This window comes from Bacillus sp. FSL R5-0422, assembly GCF_038610765.1.
Classification (GTDB): domain Bacteria; phylum Bacillota; class Bacilli; order Bacillales; family Bacillaceae; genus Bacillus; species Bacillus pumilus_O.
In genome coordinates, this window is record NZ_CP152014.1 from 678,717 (window position 1) to 695,027 (window position 16,311).

Annotated in this window: 11 protein-coding genes and 1 pseudogene; 8 read left to right on the plus strand and 4 right to left on the minus strand. The window is 36.5% G+C overall.

Features of this window, described 5'->3' with window-relative positions; translation table 11 throughout:
• Positions 1-115 precede the first annotated feature (115 nt).
• From MKX52_RS03315 to MKX52_RS03325, 3 genes are all read left to right on the plus strand, one after another.
• Positions 116-1,024: a diacylglycerol kinase gene (locus tag MKX52_RS03315; protein WP_012009189.1), complete on the plus strand. Its 909-nt coding sequence runs from the start codon at positions 116-118 to the stop codon at positions 1,022-1,024.
• Between the two features lie 60 nt (positions 1,025-1,084).
• Complete coding sequence (gene rlmD / locus MKX52_RS03320) at positions 1,085-2,470, plus strand: 23S rRNA (uracil(1939)-C(5))-methyltransferase RlmD (protein WP_342491475.1); 1,386 nt, start codon at positions 1,085-1,087, stop codon at positions 2,468-2,470.
• A gap of 244 nt (positions 2,471-2,714) precedes the next feature.
• A complete protein-coding gene (locus MKX52_RS03325; RefSeq protein ID WP_342491476.1) occupies positions 2,715-7,100 on the plus strand; it encodes a hypothetical protein in 4,386 nt (1,461 codons plus the stop codon).
• 169 nt (positions 7,101-7,269) lie between these two features.
• Here MKX52_RS03325 and MKX52_RS03330 read toward each other — a convergent pair whose 3' ends face one another.
• Together MKX52_RS03330 and MKX52_RS03335 are read right to left on the minus strand one after the other, a co-directional pair.
• The gene (locus tag MKX52_RS03330; RefSeq protein WP_151021805.1) at positions 7,270-7,842 is read right to left on the minus strand and encodes a hypothetical protein; all 573 of its coding nucleotides are present in this window, start codon (positions 7,840-7,842) and stop codon (positions 7,270-7,272) included.
• 55 nt (positions 7,843-7,897) lie between these two features.
• A complete protein-coding gene (locus MKX52_RS03335; RefSeq protein WP_342491477.1) occupies positions 7,898-8,380 on the minus strand; it encodes a hypothetical protein in 483 nt (160 codons plus the stop codon).
• Between the two features lie 344 nt (positions 8,381-8,724).
• Between MKX52_RS03335 and MKX52_RS03340 the strand changes: the two genes are divergently transcribed.
• From MKX52_RS03340 to MKX52_RS03350, 3 genes and pseudogenes are all read left to right on the plus strand, one after another.
• A complete protein-coding gene (locus tag MKX52_RS03340) occupies positions 8,725-9,861 on the plus strand; it encodes a Rap family tetratricopeptide repeat protein (RefSeq protein WP_342491478.1) in 1,137 nt (378 codons plus the stop codon).
• 404 nt (positions 9,862-10,265) lie between these two features.
• On the plus strand, positions 10,266-11,234 hold the full coding sequence (locus tag MKX52_RS03345; protein WP_217016194.1) for a tRNA-dihydrouridine synthase: 969 nt from the start codon (positions 10,266-10,268) through the stop codon (positions 11,232-11,234).
• A gap of 113 nt (positions 11,235-11,347) precedes the next feature.
• Positions 11,348-11,797 (plus strand): annotated as a pseudogene (locus MKX52_RS03350) (SMI1/KNR4 family protein); the annotation flags it as partial.
• 134 nt (positions 11,798-11,931) lie between these two features.
• On the opposite strand, the gene MKX52_RS03355 reads toward MKX52_RS03350, so the two are convergent.
• A complete protein-coding gene (locus tag MKX52_RS03355) occupies positions 11,932-12,696 on the minus strand; it encodes a MurR/RpiR family transcriptional regulator (RefSeq protein WP_012009198.1) in 765 nt (254 codons plus the stop codon).
• Positions 12,697-12,844: 148 nt separating this feature from the next.
• Here MKX52_RS03355 and MKX52_RS03360 point away from each other — a divergent pair, with 148 nt between their 5' ends.
• Both MKX52_RS03360 and MKX52_RS03365 read left to right on the plus strand, forming a co-directional pair.
• Complete coding sequence (locus MKX52_RS03360) at positions 12,845-14,425, plus strand: alpha-glucoside-specific PTS transporter subunit IIBC (protein ID WP_342491479.1); 1,581 nt, start codon at positions 12,845-12,847, stop codon at positions 14,423-14,425.
• Between the two features lie 26 nt (positions 14,426-14,451).
• Positions 14,452-15,780, plus strand: coding sequence for a 6-phospho-alpha-glucosidase (locus MKX52_RS03365; protein ID WP_342491480.1), 1,329 nt, complete (start codon positions 14,452-14,454; stop codon positions 15,778-15,780).
• 112 nt (positions 15,781-15,892) lie between these two features.
• Here MKX52_RS03365 and MKX52_RS03370 read toward each other — a convergent pair whose 3' ends face one another.
• Positions 15,893-16,264, minus strand: a complete 372-nt coding sequence (locus MKX52_RS03370; RefSeq protein WP_012009201.1) for a hypothetical protein — start codon at positions 16,262-16,264, stop codon at positions 15,893-15,895.
• Between the last annotated feature and the right edge of the window lie 47 nt (positions 16,265-16,311).

The following is a 16,311-nucleotide window of genomic DNA, read 5'->3' on the forward strand; positions in this document are numbered from 1 at the left end:
GCAAGAGATTTCTAATATTAGGTGGTTGTTCTGTTGCCATTTTCAAATCTCATAGTATAATTAAAGGTTGTTAGTGGTGAAAATAGATTGCATAATGAATATAGGATGATGATGAATGAAACGTGCTCGAATTATATACAATCCGACATCTGGGCGTGAAATCTTCAAGAAGAATTTGCCACAGGTTTTGCAAAAATTTGAACAAGCTGGCTATGAAACATCTTGTCATGCAACGACATGTGCAGGAGATGCGACACAAGCAGCTGAAAATGCCGCACAGAGAGACTTTGATTTAATTGTAGCAGCAGGTGGAGACGGCACGATCAATGAAGTCGTCAACGGACTAGCCCCGCTTGAAAAAAGACCAAAACTAGGAATTATTCCGGTTGGAACAACAAATGACTTCGCAAGAGCACTTGGTATTCCACGAGAAGGTGTTTTAAAAGCAACAGATGCCATTATAGAGGGTGTAGCGAAGCCGCTTGATATCGGTAAAGTCAATGGCCATTATTTTATTAATATTGCAGGAGGCGGCCGGTTAACAGAGCTCACTTATGAAGTGCCTAGTAAGCTGAAGACAATGCTTGGCCAGCTTGCGTATTATTTAAAAGGCATGGAAATGCTTCCTTCGATCCGCCCGACAGAAGTCGAAATTGAATATGACGGCAAATTGTTTCATGGAGAAATCATGCTGTTTCTTGTTTCACTCACAAACTCAGTAGGCGGCTTTGAAAAGCTAGCGCCAGATTCCGTTTTAGATGATGGGATGTTTGACCTGATTATTTTAAAGAAGGTCAACCTAGCAGAAGCCATTCGAGTAGTCAGCCTTGCACTTCGAGGCGAGCATATTCATGATAACAATGTCATCTACGCAAAAGCGAACCGCGTAAAAGTAGATGTAAAAGATAAAATGCAATTGAATTTAGATGGCGAATACGGCGGCATGCTGCCAGGTGAATTTGAAAATCTGTATCGTCATATAGAATTTATTGTGCCAAAAGCAACAGCTGAAAAAATAGGGTAGAGATTGAACTTGGTTCCGTATGGCGCCAAGTTTTTCTTTGCAAATGAGGTGATAAAATTGGTGAAAATGAAACCGCCTGTTGAAAAGAATGAATACTACAATGTAACCTTTGAAGACTTAACGCACGAAGGTGCAGGTGTAGCGAAAATTGAAGGATTCCCTGTCTTTGTACCGAATGCCCTTCCAGACGAACAAGGGAAAATCAAAGTCACACGTGTGAAAAAAGGATTTGCTTTTGGGCGACTCATGGAGCTGACAAAGGAAAGTCAGCATAGGCAAGATGCGCCATGTCCTATCTATAAGCAGTGCGGAGGCTGTCAAATTCAGCACATGAGCTATGAAGGCCAACTGCTATTTAAACAGAAACAAGTAAAGGACGTTTTAGAGCGGATCGGCAAGCTTGATATGAGCCGTGTAAAAGTTCACCCTGTGCTCGGAATGGAAGATCCATGGAATTACCGAAACAAAGCACAAGTTCCAGTTGGCGAACGAGAAGGCGGACTTGTTGCAGGGTTTTATCAGCAACGTACCCATGAAATCATTGATATGGAAAAATGTCTGATCCAGCAATCAGAAAACGATGAAGTCGTTCAAGGTGTCAAAGAAATATGCCAAGCGTTCGGTATCAAAGCATATAACGAAGAACGTCATAAAGGCTGGCTTCGCCATGTCATGGTTCGCTACGGCATTGCAACAGGTGAGATGATGGTCGTTTTTGTCACAAGAACGGCTGAATTCCCGCAAAAACAGCAAGTGATTGAGCAGATTATAGCACGCTTCCCGCACGTTCGGTCAATTGTGCAAAACGTGAATTCAAAGAAAACAAATGTCATTTTCGGAGACGAAACGACTGTTTTATGGGGAGAAGAATACATTTATGACACGATTGGCGACATCAAATTTGCAATTTCAGCCCGCTCGTTTTATCAAGTGAATCCAGCTCAAACAAAGGTGCTTTACGACAAAGCGCTTGAATATGCAGAGCTGCAAGGTGAAGAAACCGTGATCGATGCGTATTGCGGAATCGGTACGATTTCCTTATTTCTCGCACAAAAAGCAGGCAGAGTTTATGGCGTAGAAATTGTGCCAGAAGCAATTGAAGACGCAAAACGCAACGCTGCCTTAAACGGAATCAACAACGTCGAATTCGCAGTCGGCGAAGCAGAAGCGGTTATCCCAAACTGGTACAAAGAAGGCATCAAAGCAGACACCCTTGTCGTCGATCCGCCAAGAAAAGGCTGCGACGAAGCACTGCTAGACACCATTTTAAAGATGAAACCAAAACGCGTCGTTTATGTGTCTTGTAATCCTGGGACGCTAGCTCGTGATTTGCGCATTCTTGAAGATGGTGGGTATGTGACGGAGGAAGTGCAGCCGGTGGATATGTTTCCGCATACCTCACATGTGGAATGTGTGGCGCAACTTATTTTAAAAGAAGGCAACTAACCCGTATGGGTGTTGTCTTCTTTTTTTATAGTAGGGGGATTAACAAAGTTTTAGTTGAAGAGCCCTCAAACTCTTTGTCGGTAACTGCCGGTACTTAATCAGACAATTCACAGAAAATTTATTTTAACTTTTTGATATAATAGGAATATGAATAAAATGTAAAATTGGTAATTAAAAGGATGATGAGAAGGTTTGTTATTGGAATATAAGAAAAATCATGGTCGTCGATTAGGGGGGAATAATAGTGAGCATTTTAGCATATATAGCAGGAACTTTGATAGCCCCAAATGTTGCGGGTTATCTTTTGTCAAAAGGTTTAACAAATCGAGGTGAAAAGAGATTAATTAAAGACATAGAAGATACAGTTAATGAATTTAATCGTAAGTTTGATAATACTGAGGTTGATAGTAACTATTTTATAGAGTTTCTTCAACAGAGCAAGACTGTTGAGACAATAATACAAAGAGTATTTTATGCATATAACACTACAAAGGAAGATTACCAAGATATATTTAAGAAACTAGCACAAGAAGCGGTCGAATTTGTCAATATTAAAAAAGATGAATTTAAGCATACACCTATTAAGAAACCGAGTGATTTTGAAGAGTACTTCTCTGAGTTGTTTGAAATACTAGTAAATTTTCGAGAGTCGTTATTAGATATTAAAGACAAGGCAATTGTATCAATGGTTGATGAGTCAATTGGTAAATCAGAAGGGGAAATTATAAGAACAATTGAGGAGCTAAGGGCCGATTATTTGTTAGGAGGGAATAAACACCTTTCGTCTAATGAACAAATCAAGCCTAGGCTAGAGGAGTTGAATTGCGAATATAAATCAACTTTTATTCCTTTGGACAATAGTCTTATAAAGAGAAAAGAATTTTCTTTATGTAGAGAAGCATTAGATTCAGAGAAATCTTTAATAATACATGGAAAGGCTGGAAGAGGGAAAAGTGGATGTACAGAAGATGTTATCAATTATTGTGAAGAAAATGAGATACCATATTTAGCAATTAAATTAGATAAACGAGTTCCCAGTATGACTGCCGAGAAGTGGGGAGAAGATTTAGGATTACCTGCATCAATCACTCATTGTATTCACAGTGTTTCTAAAAATGAAAAGGCAGTAATTATTTTGGATCAGTTGGATGCCCTACGCTGGACTCTTGCTCATTCTAGAGATGCTTTATTAGTATGCTCTCAGATTATTAATCAAGTAGAGACATTGAATAATGATAGAAAAAACAAGATATCTGTTGTTTTTGTGTGTCGAACTCATGATTTGGAAAACGATAATAATATTAGAGCATTATTTAAAAAAGATGATTCAAAAGAGGACGTTATTCAATGGGATAGGGTTCAGGTTAATGAGTTGGACGAGGAATTAGTTGAGGGTATTGTTGGAAAGCGTTATGAGCAACTAACAAGTAAATTGAAAGAGATACTAAGAATTCCAAGCAATTTATATATTTGGAAACAGCTAGACTCTGGCAAAGTATATGCAGAATGTTCTACCGCAAGCCATTTGATCTCAGAATGGTGGGGACAGCTGTCCGAAAAATGTTTTGAGTTTGGATTGAGAGAAGACAATCTAACTCAGATTAAAGATAAGATGGTAACTTTTTTAGAAAAGTCTAGTAGAATATTTATTCCTTTAAGTATATTAAACGAAAATAAATCAACCTTAGAATTCTTATCTTCAAATGCTTTCTTAATAATTCAGGATAGAAAAGTTTCATTCGCTCATCAGTCTATATTAGACTGTTTTTTAGCAGATAAGATGCTTCATAGATATTATGATGGTGAAGATATCGTAGATATTATTGGGGCTAAAGATAAACAAACACCTGGTAAAAGATATCAAGTGCAAATGTTTATGCAAAATTTATTTGAAATTGATAGCCATGATTTTATTACTGTTGGACAAAAAATGTTTGAAGCAAAACAAATCAGGTATTTTGTCAAATTTGTTTTTTTCGAGGTGCTAAATCAGATAGATAAAATAGATGAAAATATACAAAACTTTATAGTGAATAACTGTGAAAATGAAAGTTACGGCAATCACATTATTAATAACGTTATATTTTCAAAGCCCAATTATATTAAGTTGCTTAGACAATGTGGCATTTTAGAGAAATGGTTTAACACCCCATCTAAGAAAGATATGGTTATCAATTTCTTTGTAAGTATAAGCCCAAATTTTGAGGCTGAGGATATTACGTTTATTGAAAAATATTCATTTAATTCACAGGAAGACGATAATAAATTCTCTAAATGTTTTTTGCGCGATATAAATCAAGATACGGATGAGTTATTTGAATTAAGAATGAAATTTTATAAGCGATATCCGCGAATGGCTGATAACTATCTTGATTTTAAGTCGATGCTCAAAAATAGTGAATTAAGAACAATACGGCTACTAGCTTTTTTATTGGAAAATAAAATTAAAAGCAAAGGGAAACAAATTTATTATTACGAAGAAACATTTCTCTATGAAGACTCTGAAATTCTAATCAATAATGGAGAAGAGGTTCTTAATTTATTATTACCACTCGTTCCAATAGATAAAGACGTAAGCTTTATTTATAGTGGTTGGTCTGGGGAATATATTCATAAAAAAGGGCTAGAAAGGGCTTGTATCCAAATTATAAAGAAAGCGAATGCCGCAATAATTTCTCAACAACCGAAAAAATTCTTTGATCGCTATAAAGAGTTCATGGGAAAAGGTAATGATTTATTTAATGAAATTATATTGGATGGATTATTCAGAGTATCAGAAAGTTATAGCGATGTTGTTATTAATTATTTGTGCAGTGATTTCAACAGTAACGTATTCGATAATACAAGTGGCAATGGTGATAAATTACTTCTTGCCAAACAAATATTAGAAAAACATACGAGATACTGTAGTGAAGATATTTTCAATTTATTAGAAGAGAGAGTTCTAAGTTATTTTTCTCCGCAAGCTATAGACGCATATCGTCGTAGAATTAATTATAATAGAGAAAAAAATGGTCGTACAGTTTATTTGAGTTTTTGGGGTGATTTTCAAAAAGAAATTTTAGAAGTTCTTCCCTATAATCGATTGAGCATTCAAGCAAAAAATTTGTTGCGTATTTTAAGACGTAAATTCCCTAAAGGGTCAACTTTATATAAATATTCAGATGGACACAGCGGATCGATAAGCTCACCCGTGGCGGGGAAAAAATTAAATAACAAAAAGTGGATAGAGATTTTAACTAATAAAAAACTTATTCAAAAAGATTCTTCCAGATGGATAGAGGTTCCAGAAGGTTTTATTAGTTCTTCTATTGAAGAATTTGCAAGTAGTTTTAGTAAAGCTGTTTCTGAGGAACCTGAAAGAATGATAAATCTAGTTCTTTCGAATAAAGAGAAAGTTCTGGAATCATACGTAGATTCCTTATTTAGTGGCGTTGCATCTAGTAAGGCATTGGGGGATGTGCCGATAGAGTTATTGGAAAAAATGATTTTGACCTATCCATATGATTATACCTCATATCGGGCGAACGATATTTGCTCAATCATTAGAGACAGGAAAAACGTAAATTGGTCTCAGGAGATTTTGGATATTCTAAAGGATATTGCGATTAACCATAATAACCCAGAATTAGGAATTGTGAATGTAACTAATAATGAGGATAAAGAAATGCGTAGCTATGCCATGCTACAAAGTAATGCGATTAACTGTGTAAGGGGTAACGCAGCTCAAGCAATAGCTGAGTTATTATGGAATGAAAGAACTTTGTTTAAACAGTTTAAAGATACAATTGAAAGATTGGTATTTGATGAAAATCCGGCAGTGAAGTTAGCTAGTTTATTCGCATTATGGCCTGCCTATAATATTGAAAGAAAGTGGGCATCAGAGATAATATTAAATCAATATGATAAAGATTACAGGTTAGCAGGTTTCTATGATACGAAAAATATGCTCTTTTTGCTTTATCCTAAATATCGTGAACAAGTACTGAAAACTATAAAAAAATGCTACGAATCCGAAGATAAAGACCTAATTGATATGGGTGCAAATTGTCTTTCAGAAATGTTTATTCGTAATAATGAATTTTTTGAAATAATTAATAACGTAGATGCAATGAGTGAAGCACAAGCAAAAGCCATACTTCATATGGCTACTAACTATTTTAACAAAGGTGAATTTAATTCAATAGTAAAAGATTTAATACGTAAATTTAAGGCAAGTGCATTAGATCTCGGGATGCCAATTTCACGATTATTTTATGATGAACTCATTGATTTAAAGAGAGATAAGGATTTTATGATTGAAATAATGAATTCTGGTTTAAACCGTAGAATAGTACATGCTTTTGTTCATTATCTTGAAGAAAAATCAAAATCATTTGTTGATTACAAAGATATTATATTTTCAATGAGTTACCACTTACTTGGAAACGAAGTTGGTAAGTTTGAAGAGATTTGGGGAATAGAAGATGAAATGTCTAAATTGATTATTGGATTATATGACGAAACCTCTAACTCAACTATCCCTGAGATAAAAGATATTGCAAATGAATGTCTTGATATATGGGATTTGATGTTCGAAAAGGAATTTGGTCAAATTAGATCCTTGAGCCAAAAACTAATGGAAAGGTAAGAAGATGTTGTATAACTCCTATGTATATCAGTTTTACACCTTTTGACCTTTTAAGTACTTCATTTTTTTCACGTAATTCAAAAGAAAAAATTCAGATATCTTGAGTAATCTATATTCGTCCCTTATGTTAATTAGATAAATTCTATATATCAATAAACCCCCTTCTCCATTATAGGATAGGGGGTTCTTCTTCTATATTCTGATTTTTTTGATCTAGTGCGGAGGATATGATATCAAGTCCGATGTATAAAAAGCTAACAAAGAAAGATAAAATTAATACACCATTCCCCCATATAGAAACTTCAATTATCTTTAAATTGAGTACATATTTAATGGTGAAGTAAATAAGAGCCCACGAAGCAAAAAATTCTAAAATATAAGTTATCCATTTTGGGACTTTCAACAAAAAAATAATTCCTTTCCCTATAAATAAAACTATAAATGACCAAAAAATCACGATGATGCTAACTAACAACGAAAAGGTCACCAAAGAGAAAAATGAATCATAAGTTATGTATTCGCCGAAAAGAAAATTTACTCCCAATGATACTAGGTAAAGCATGAAAGTCGGAATAGCAATAACGAAACCAAAGGAAAAACATATTAGTAAAATAAGAAGAACGGCAGCAATAGCACCTGGGGGTTCATCTACAACATTTTTTTTCCTTAAAAAAGTATAAAATATGATAGAAACTAAAAGGAGTATTAAAAAAGTCAATGAAATCACATAAGAAAAAGACAATATATACCCTCCATAAAAAAGCGCTATTAGAAAACTAATAGCACTTATTGTTTATTTACATAAGAGTAATGATGAATTTTGCCAAAGTTTTAGCAACATCTTTAGGTGCGCCCATTTTAACAAAAGCTTTTACAAACTGTTTTTCTGTCCACTTTTCCCCTTTATCCATTACCTTTGCTATTTTAGCAGATTTCTTTCTGATCCAAGCAGCAGCCTTTGGATTAAAGGGTTTCAATGCTTGTGATAGTAACCATCCACCAGAACGTAAAGCACCTCGGAATGCTTTATATGACCATGAAACAACCCCTTGAGTAGAAACTTCCCCGTTTGCGGCTGTTTGAGTTGCTAAAGCATTTGACTGAATAGGGCTAGTGCTATTATTTGTTGCGGCTTGTTGTAAAGAAGTTTTATACACCTTCGTATGTACTGGTTCTGTTGATTTAACCGGCTCCGTTGCAAACGCAGTAGTCGCACCAAGACCGGAAGTTAATAAAGTTGCGCTTAATAGTACAGGAACTAACTTCTTTCTAAAAGTCATAGTAATTTCGCCTCCGAAAATTTAATGAAGAGGCTGTTTATAGTGAAAAAAATCTTGTTGTTCAAGCCTCAATTATAAAATACATCTTGAGAAAAAACAGTGGCATATGTCTTAAATTCTTATAGGACTTTGATATAAGATAATCACTCCTTATTTGATTTACATAAAAATTGTAACAAAAACCAAATTAAGGGTAAATGGTATTTCAATACTGTATTTTTTCAATATTATACATTTGTGTGTCTATATAATTGTATTTTATGGAGAAATTGCGGTTTCTTTTCGGTGTGGAATTATTTTGAAAATGATAATATATGTAATTATAGGGAATATCAAGAAAGGGGATGGTAGGAGTGGAGAAAATTCTTTCTTCTCAAGTTGGTATATTAATAAATGATTGGTATAGATTTATAAGGACATTCAGCGTGCCGGATGCAGAGATTTTAAAAGAACAGGTTGAAAGAGAAATAGAGCACATGGAAGAGGATCAAGATTTACTGCTATTTTATCAATTAATGGAGTTTAGGCATCGACTCATGCTTGAAAGTCTTGTGCCTATTGAAATGAATCAACAACGCCCCACTTTACCCGATTTACTCAGAGAAATAGAGAACAAACAGCCCCACGTCAAAGGAACGCTTGACTACTATTCAAACTTCTTTAGAGGTATGCACGAATTCCACCAAAAAAATTATGTTGCTGCTATAAATTTTTACAAGGCTGCTGAAGAACATTTAAAGAATGTTCCCGATGATATAGAAAGAGCCGAATTTCATTACAAACTAGCTGATGCATATTATCGCATTGATCAACATTTCGTATCGTTAAACCATTTGGAAAAAGCAAAAGAAATGTATTCAACAAGCGAGTTTTACAAAGCGAAAGTAGTCGGTTGTAATATCAAATTTGGAGCGAATATGTACGACTTATACCGCTTAGATGAGGCAGAATCTTATTATAGGGAAGCCTTGAGCTTGGCTCAAGAGCTTAATGAGGAAACAGTCCAACGGATTATTGGTGTAATACATCATAATTTAGGTTTAGTGAAAAAAAGAGCCGGAGAAATTGAAACCGCAGAAAATGAATTTCTAAATTCAATTCAAATAAAAGAACATGCCGAAACGATCTCGGGAATTAGAACACTTTATATGTTGTCCTGGGTATTCTACGAACAAGATAAAAAAAATAGAGGAAACCAATATTTCACCATTGGCTTAAATAGAGCTAACTTTGCAGACGACCAAGAATATATAGCTAAATTAAAAATCATTTATGCGCTTTTTGAAGAATATAATGAATCGGAGGTAAATGAAAGCCTCAGTTATTTAGAAAGCAAAAGTTTGTGGCAAGATGTAGCGGAGTTATCAGAAAAACTCGCAGATTATCATTATCAAAAAGGGAATTTTGAATTGAATAGAGAATATCTAAAAAAGACCATTAAAGCACAACAACAAATACTAAAAATGGCGGAGGCGTTATGATGAAAAAGTTATTTATCAGTTTAACAATTTTTTCTGTGTTATTCGCTGCCGGTTGGTCACTTGATAAAATCATTACTTCTAACACTTATCATGTAACAGAAAAGGCAATTACAATTTAAAAAGCCCCTGCATAGGGCTTTTTTATTTGAATATCTTTTCATTAGTTTGCCGGATGCTGTTCCTGCTGCCCGTCGCGTGACACGTTTCCCAGAAATAGCTTTTGAACGGCGTTTACGTCTCCTCAAATTTTTGATATTTTATAAAGTGCTGATAGTATTTTGTTCATTTTATACTCCTTTTGCGTTGAATCCTTACAAAAGTATATAATGATAAAAATTGCTGAAAGACTTTATAGAAGGACATGCCCCATAAGGCGCTATGTCATGAGAGGAATTGGATGAAAGATGAGTAAAAATTTCTGGCGTGATTTACCACGGCCGTTTTTTATATTAGCACCAATGGAAGAAGTGACAGATGTTGTGTTTCGTCATGTTGTGAGTGAGGCGGCGAGACCAGATGTGTTTTTCACAGAGTTTACGAACAGCGAGAGCTATTGCCATCCTGATGGGATTCAAAGTGTGAAGGGACGTTTAACCTTTACAGAGGATGAGCAGCCGATTGTTGCTCATATTTGGGGAGATAAGCCTGAGAACTTTAGACAAATGAGTATTGGAATGGCGGAGTTAGGATTTCAGGGGCTTGATATTAATATGGGTTGTCCTGTCCCTAATGTTACGCAAAACGGGAAGGGCAGTGGATTGATTCTACGCCCAGATGTTGCGGCAGAGCTGATTCAAGCGGCAAAAGCAGGAGGATTACCTGTTAGCGTCAAAACAAGACTTGGTTTTACAGAGGTTGATGAATGGCACGATTGGCTCAGACACATTTTGGAGCAAGACATTGTGAACTTATCGATTCACCTTCGTACTAGAAAGGAAATGAGCCAGGTGGATGCGCATTGGGAGCTCATTCCTGAGATTATAAAACTTCGTGATGAAGTAGCACCTGATACGCTTTTGACGATCAATGGTGATATTCCTGATCGTCAAACGGGCTTAAGGCTCGCTGAACAGTATGGAGTGGACGGAGTAATGATTGGGCGCGGGATTTTCCATAACCCATTTGCTTTTGAAAAAGAGCCGAAGGAGCATACAAGTGATGAATTGCTTGGTCTATTAAGATTACATCTTGACCTTCATGATCAATATTCCTCATTAGGCTTGCGTCCATTCAAGGCGTTGCATCGTTTCTTTAAGATTTATGTAAAAGGATTCAGAGGAGCGAGCTTCCTAAGAAACCAATTAATGAACACCTCATCAACAGATGAAGTGCGTGCAATGCTGGATGAATTTGAAGCAAGAAATCAAGAATAATCATGACCACCAAGAGAAGGAGAAACCCTTCTCTTTTTTTATTAAATAGGACTATTAAACTAGTTCTCTCAAATGGTAAAATGAGATAGAAATAACAATTGGAGGTATTTTATTTGAAACCATTCTGGGATACAGAAATAGAAAGTGATGAAACATTTAAGAAAATCAATGAGAAAGGCATTGCAAAAGCGGAAAAGAAGCTAGGTGTCATCCTGCCTGATACATATAAGAAACTCATCCTTGAACAAAATGGCGGTTATACCCTGCACAATGCTTTTCCAACGGACCAACCGAATGGATGGGCAGAGGATCATGTGTCATTTGATCATTTAAGAGGAATTGCCAAAGGCGAAGGCATCATGGATAGTGATTATTTAATAGAAGAATGGGAATTGCCTGAGGGACTTGTGCTCATTTGTGGGGATGGTCATACGTGGATCGCATTAGATTATAGAGAAACAAAGGAACATCCGCCGGTGCATTACTTTGATCTTGAATATGAGACGGATTTCAAATTAGCGGATTCGTTTGATGAACTGCTTGCTGGGCATTATACCGCTGAATAGCATGGAGCAACCATCACTTATTTCAGAAAAATACTTTGGTGTTTTTTGAGAGAGACAAAAGTGTCTCTCTTTTTTGTGAAGAAATATTTAATCATTCACCATTTGTCTCCAAGAATGTGTGCTTGTTAATTTTAGTTCCTATTATTCAATTGGTTCCATTTCCACTCACTAAATTTTCTGACGATCATATCTACCACAATGTAAAATGGCAGAAAGCTTGAGTTGTCCACTTTGTTATACAAAGGAAACGGGGTGCTGCTTACATAGATGTTAAACATGGCATTTTGTGCAAGAAGGTTATTTCTTAATGTGGTCATACTGATAAATTTGATATGTCTCGTTTTCACCAATTGAATGATTTCATCTAAATTCTTCGATTCACCCGATAAAGAAATGATAAATAAAAGGTCATCCTCACCAAATTCAATGATTCCATCTGTTAAGTCTCGCTTGCTTCGTAATACTTGAGATTTTTTATGCAGTGACCATAGCTGTCGTTGTACATCATTGGCCAAATCGAGCTGTGCTGTTCCTGTACCATAAATATAAATATACGGTGCACGATCAATCAGTTGATTTAATTGATGAAAGTCCAGCTGCTCCATATATTTTCTTGTCTGGCTGATATCTTGATCAAGCAGCTTCATTAAATCCTGTGTTGATTCTTCAGTAAGATGATTTAATTTCACATAAGACTTTAAGTCACTGTAGCCGTCGAAACCTATTTTCTTGGCAAGTCGATGGATGGAGGAGATGGAAGTGTGAGCATACCGAGCAAGATCCTGAATTTTCATTGTCTTCATTTCTTCAAGGTGATCGTGAATCGTTTTAATAATATGCAGGTCATTCTTATTTAAATCTTCGAAGTATTCATTTACCAGCTTGTCCAATATCATGCGATGTGCCCTCCAACATGAAAATATTTTCTTTCTGTGAAAATATAATCTAATGTTACAACTTGATTTCTAAATACGTCAATCCTATTGGTTTTTGTAAGCGCTCCCTTTACAGTGGTGTTATGGATCAAACAAAGGGGTGATGCTTATGAATGCAATCAAGCGATTTGGTAGTGCTATGGTAGTTCCAGTCCTTTTATTCGCGTTTTTTGGTATTGTTGTCGGTCTTGCGACATTATGCAAGAATCCAGCGATTATGGGGGAGATGGCTGCAGAAGGTACAATGTGGTATAAGATTTGGACACTGATTGAAAGTGGAGGATGGACGATTTTCAATCATATGGAGCTGGCATTTGTGATTGGCTTGCCGATCTCTCTTGCAAAAAAAGCGCAAGCACGTGCTACGCTCGCAGCTTTAATGATTTATCTTGTATTTAACAATTATATTCATGCTATTTTGACACTTTGGCCGTCCACTTTTGGTGTTGATTTATCGCAAGGAGTCGAGAACGTAGCGGGTGTAAAAGAAATTGCAGGTATCCCTACGCTCGATACAAGTATCATTGGTGCGGTGGCGATATCAGGAATCGTCATTTGGATTCATAATCGTTTTTATGATCAAAAACTGCCTGAAATGCTCGGGATTTTCCAAGGGCTTGTCTTTGTTGTCATCATCGGATTCTTTGTGATGATTCCTATTGCTTTTATCGTGGCTTTTGTATGGCCATATGTTCAGCAGGGAATTCAATCTCTCCAAGGGTTTATGTCACAGTCTGGTTATATTGGTGTCTGGCTGTTTCATTTCTTGGAAAGGGTGTTGATTCCAACAGGACTTCACCATTTTATTTATACACCTTTTGAGTTTGGTCCAGCGGCAGTAAATGGAGGGTTAAAACCATATTGGATTGCTCACTTAAATGAATTTGCGAACTCAACTTCCAATTTGAAGGATCTATATCCATACGGATTTTTACTGCATGGAAATATTAAGATGTTCGGCTGTTTAGGGATAGCTCTAGCGATGTATTTTTCTACACCGAAGGAAAACAGAAAAAAAGTTCTCGCATTGGTATTACCCGCCACATTAACAGCGGTATTTGCTGGAATTACAGAACCACTTGAATTTACATTTCTGTTTCTCGCGCCTTACTTATTTGTCATACATGCACTTCTTGGAGCGACCATGGTGACAATCATGAATATGTTTGGTGTTGTCGGAATGATGGGTTCAGGGCTTATAGAAATAGCTGCATTGAACTGGATTCCGCTCTCTTCAAATCATGGAGGGACTTATCTGATCCAGGCCATCATTGGACTTCTATTTACAGCATTGTATTTTGTCATATTTAGATGGGTGATTGTGAAATTTGATATTCCATTACCAGGACGAAAACATGAGGAGGAGACTAGGCTATATACAAAACAAGATTATGAGAATGCTAATAAAAAAGATCATGGCAAAAAGGAAGCGCCCGTTTATGCGTCTGAGTATGAAGAGAAAGCTGTTTATTTTTTAGGAGGACTTGGTGGAAAAGAAAATATTAAAGATGTGACAAACTGTGCTACACGTCTGCGTATTACAGTGATTGACCCTAGGTTGGTGAAAGATAGGGAATACTTCACAAAACATAAAATGGCACACGGAATGGCTAAGAGTGGTCAAAGCATTCAAATCATTGTTGGCTTAAGTGTACCGCAAGTGAGAGAGTCCTTTGAGGGAAAACTTTAAATTGATTGAAAAAGGAGCTGGATATCATGAAAAAAACATTTAATATTACCATTGCCGGAGGCGGAAGTACTTTTACACCAGGGATCATTTTAATGCTGTTAAACTATTTAGAAGAGTTCCCAATTCACACAATTAAACTCTATGATAATGATGAAGCTAGACAAAAGACAATTGCGGATGCATGTGAGATTATGTTAAAAGAACGAGCACCAGAAGTGCGACTACTGGCAAGTACTGACCCAGAAGAAGCTTTTACTCAAGTCGATTTTGTAATGGCACATATCCGTGTCGGCAAATATGCCATGCGTGAATTAGATGAGAAAATTCCATTAAAGCATGGAGTAGTTGGACAGGAAACATGCGGTCCAGGGGGAATAGCTTACGGTATGCGATCTATTCCAGGTGTATTAGAACTTGTCGATTATATGGAAAAATACTCACCTGAAGCTTGGATGTTAAACTATTCTAACCCTGCAGCGATAGTAGCAGAGGCAACTCGTAAGTTAAGACCGAATGCCAAAATTTTAAACATATGTGATATGCCAATTGGAATTGAAGAATTGATTGCAAAGAATTTAGGCTTATCTTCCCGTAAAGAACTGGAAGTAGATTACTATGGTTTGAATCATTTTGGCTGGTGGACAGATATTCGAGATAAAAAAGGAAATAGCTTAATGCCTGAGGTCATTCAGCATGTAAGCCAGCATGGTTATGCAACAGATGGAACATCTGAACTAGAACAGCAAAAGAGCTGGAACAGCACATTAAAAAAAGCCAAAGATATTCAAGCACTTGATCCAAAAACCGTACCGAATACGTATTTGAAATACTATCTATTTCCAGATGAAGAAGTGGCACATTCAAATATTGCGTTCACGCGTGCCAATGAAGTGATGGAGGGGCGGGAAGCCTTTGTTTTTAGTGAATGTCAGGCCATCATTAATAGAGGAACTGCAAAGGAAACAAAGCTAGCCATTGATGAGCACGCTTCTTATATCGTTGATTTGGCAAGAGCCATTGCTTTTAATAAAAAGGAACGGATGCTGATGATTGTGGAGAACAATGGCGCCATCATGAACTTTGATCCAACAGCCATGGTCGAAATTCCTTGTATCGTTGGCAGCAACGGTCCAGAAAAATTAGTGGTTGGAGATATTCCTAGATTTCAAAAAAGCCTCATGGAGCAGCAAGTTGGCGTAGAAAAATTAGTAGTAGAAGCATTTGAAGAAGGGTCCTATCAAAAACTATGGCAGGCCATTACCTTATCGAAAACGGTGCCGAGTGCTAAAGTAGCAAAGGATATTTTAGACGACTTAATTGTAGCAAATCAAGCCTTTTGGCCAGAGTTAACATAACACGAGAATAAGCAATATGGGCGTTACAATGCTCATATTGCTTATTTTTTTCAATCGATGGATTGTGAAGGAGACGAAAAGACCCCCTTTTCAAAAGGGGGTCACCATGTCCTTACTCCGCACTCTCCTCAACCTCACGGCTATCCTCTGTTTCACCAATATAAATAGGGCCGTTTGCATGGTCGAGTCGGATTGGCCATTCGTATGGAATTTGAAGTCGTTTAGCAATACCTCTCCAGAATTTTGTGGAATCATATTCAAATTCTTGGAAGTCTTTTAATAAGTCTTTGTAAGACGAGCCATCAAATTGAATGAACATGTCTTGAAGGCGTATGAACGCAACATGTCTCACTTCTAATGCTGCCGCAGCCTCCATTTCTTCTTCTGTTGCTTCTCCAATGATTGTTCCTGCGGGTGGAATCATGTCGTATACGTTAAATTCCTCTTCTTCTTCGTGTGCTGCATTGTGCTGTTGATCTGACATTTCTCTTCACTCCTTCTAGTCTTCATCAAGCTTTTATTCGTGCTTAC